This window comes from Sphaerisporangium sp. NPDC049002, assembly GCF_040649355.1.
Lineage (GTDB): Bacteria > Actinomycetota > Actinomycetes > Streptosporangiales > Streptosporangiaceae > Sphaerisporangium.
The window spans coordinates 1-2891 of sequence record NZ_JBEZFH010000392.1 but is presented as its reverse complement, the minus strand read 5'-3'; the positions used below and the strand labels follow the sequence as shown (position 1 = coordinate 2891).

At 70.6% G+C, this 2891-nt stretch carries 2 protein-coding genes; both read left to right on the top strand.

Annotated elements, in window-relative coordinates:
• Positions 1-238: 238 nt before the first annotated feature.
• On the top strand, positions 239-1165 hold the full coding sequence (locus AB0B89_RS35870) for a neutral zinc metallopeptidase (protein ID WP_358562085.1): 927 nt from the start codon (positions 239-241) through the stop codon (positions 1163-1165).
• A gap of 213 nt (positions 1166-1378) precedes the next feature.
• The coding region (locus tag AB0B89_RS35865) for an LCP family protein (protein ID WP_358562082.1) at positions 1379-2891 on the top strand (1513 nt) is incomplete at its 3' end.

Sequence of the window (2891 nt, the reverse complement as noted above, 5' to 3'; positions counted from 1 at the left end):
GCTGGTGAGACTTCCCTCCGGGGCGAAGGGCGTGCGGTAACCCCTCTCAGCGCACGGCGCCGGATTCGGCTCCCGCCGGCCTCTTGGTGGTGAAGCGGGCGGCCGGCCGGGCGGGCCGCCCGGATGGAACGGGCCGCCCGGCCCGCCCCGGGGTCCGTACGGCCCCGGCCCGTACGGCACGTACGGGCATCTGGCGCCGAACTGGCGCCCGCCGAAGCGCAAGTCGAGCGCGGGTGCGGTGGTCGGCGGCCTTCTCGGGGTGGTCGCCGCCGTGTTCGTGCTGCTCGTGATCGGTTCGGCGGCGCTGAAGAGCGCGAGGCAGGCCGAGCCGATCTCGCCCGTGGCGCTCCCGACGTCCGACCCGTACACGCCGATCCCGCACCTCACCCGATCTTCCCCCGACGGCACCGCCCGGTCGGCCCGCCAGGCGCTGAACACCACCCTGACCGGGAACACCGTCTACCGGGCGGGCACGCTGCCCCGCGTCGCCTGCCTCGCCCCCGCCACCGACATCTTCAACGACGCCCAGCTGAAGGCGCTGATCCTGAAGACGGGGCAGTGCATGAGCCGGACGTGGTCTCCCGCGCTGCGCCGGACCGGCATCGCCTTCGCCCCTCCGAAGTACGCCGTCACGCCGCGCGGCGGCCGGGGCGCGTGCGGCGACTTCCCCCAGCGGGGCAGCATCGTGCCCTACTACTGCCCCCGCAACACGACCATCTACGCCTCGACCACGGCGCTGGCGCGCGGCAGGGGCGACCAGCGCGGGTACGGCTCGCTCTCCACCTGGCACGGCGCGATCATCGGCATGATGGCCCACGAGTACGGCCACCACGTCCAGCAGCTGTCCGGGCTCGCCAACTCCTGGTGGGGCAAGACGCTGGCCGCGCGGTCGCAGAGCGCCAGGCTGGCGCTGAGCCGCAAGTACGAGCTCCAGGCGAACTGCTTCAGCGGCATGTGGATGAGGTCGGTGGCGGCGAGCTACCCGATCCCCGCGACCCGCCGCGGAAACCTGTTCTATTTCTTCTCCAACGTCGGAGACTGGCCCGGATACCCGCGTGACCACGGCACTCCCGCCAACAGCGGGCGCTGGTTCAGGCAGGGATACGAGCGCCAGAAGGCCTACCAGTGCAACACCTGGCTCGCCCCCGCCTCCAGCACCTTATAGGAGCCCGATGTCCGGCTCCGGCCGCTTGACAACGGTTGTCAGGACGGATACTGCGTTAAGCGACTTGTTACCGACCGATTCCCCAATATTGGCTTTGCGTCAGTGATGTCCAGGTATGGGGGTTAGAATCCTGGAATTCCGTGAACCTACGGGGGCCGGCCATGGGTTTTCGCTGGTTGGCGGCTGGATTCCGATAGTCATGAGGGAGAGCTTGTGACCACGCCTCTGGGCGGCACCGCGGGGGAGGCGGCCGGGGACGGCCCGGAGAAACCCGCCCCCGAGCGGAAGGCGGCCACGCCTCCCCGCTACGCCAAGACCCCCACCACCGCCTCCATCATCGGGTGGACGGGGCTATCCGCGCTGGTCCCCGGCGCGGCCCACCTCCGGGCGGGGCAGCGGCGCACGGGTTTCATCCTTCTCGGGGCCTTCGGTGTGCTCCTCGTCGCCGGCGTCGTGTTCGCGCTTGTCATCCGGGCGAACCTGGGCCTCGCCGTAAAGGACGGCGTCCTTGTGACGGTGACCGTCGCGGCGGCCGTCGGCGCGCTGGCGTGGTTCGCCCTCGTCATCACCTCCTACATCGCCCTCGGGCCCGACCGGCTCCCCCAGGCGGGCCAGGTCGCCTCCGGCATCGTGGTCGGCGTCCTGTGCGTGAGCGTCATGGCGCCCTTCGCGCTGACGGCGAGCAGCATGCTGACCGTCCGCCAGACCGCGGACGCCATCTTCACGAGCGACCCGGCGGTGCCGGGCGAGACCGTGACCCCGGTCAGGCAGGAGGACCCCTGGAACGGCCGGCGCCGGGTCAACTTCCTGCTCATCGGCGGTGACGCCGCCGGCGACAGGACGGGCGTGCGGACCGACAGCATGACCGTGGCCAGCGTCGACGTGAAGACCGGCAACGCGGTGATGTTCAGCCTTCCCCGCAACCTGCAGTTCGTCCACTTCCCCAAGGGCGACCCGCTGGCCGCGAGGTTCCCGAACGGCTTCACGGGCGACTCGGGGCAGGGCCTGCTGAACGAGGTCTGGCAGTACGCCGAGGACCACCTCGGCAAGGGCAGGGGCCCCCACGAGCTCAAGAGCGCCATCGGCTACACCCTGGGCCTCAAGGTCGACTACTACGCGATCGTCGACATGTACGGCTTCGCGGCCCTCATCGACGCGATCGGCGGGCTGAAGATCCGCGTGGAGACCGACATCAGGTGGGGCGGCCACTTCGGCACGGCCGGCACGATCAAGGCGGGCTACCAGAGGCTCGACGGCGAGCACGTGCTCTGGTACGGCCGGTCCCGGGTCGACAGCGACGACTTCTCGCGCATGGGGCGGCAGCGCTGCGTCATGGGCGCGCTCCTCGACCAGGCCACGCCCAGCGTGGTGCTCGCGAACTTCGGCAAGATCGCGACCGCCACCCGGCACATGTTCCGCACCGACATCCCGCGCGACCTGCTCGAACATCTCGTGCCGCTGGCCTTGAAGGTCAAGGACGCCAAGACGACCAGCCTGCAGTTCGTGCCGCCCACCATCTGGCCGGGCTCCGCGGACTGGGTCAAGATCCGCCGCCTCACCGCTCAGGCGATCAAGGACTCCGAGCGCTCCTCCCGGACGGCCCTGGCCGCGGGCGTCACCGCCAGCCCGGGTCTTGGAGTGGATCGCGAAGCCGGTCAGCTTGACCTGCCTGTCCAGCAGCGAGCGGTTCGTGTCGCCCCAGGCCCGGCCGATGAACTCGCCGAGC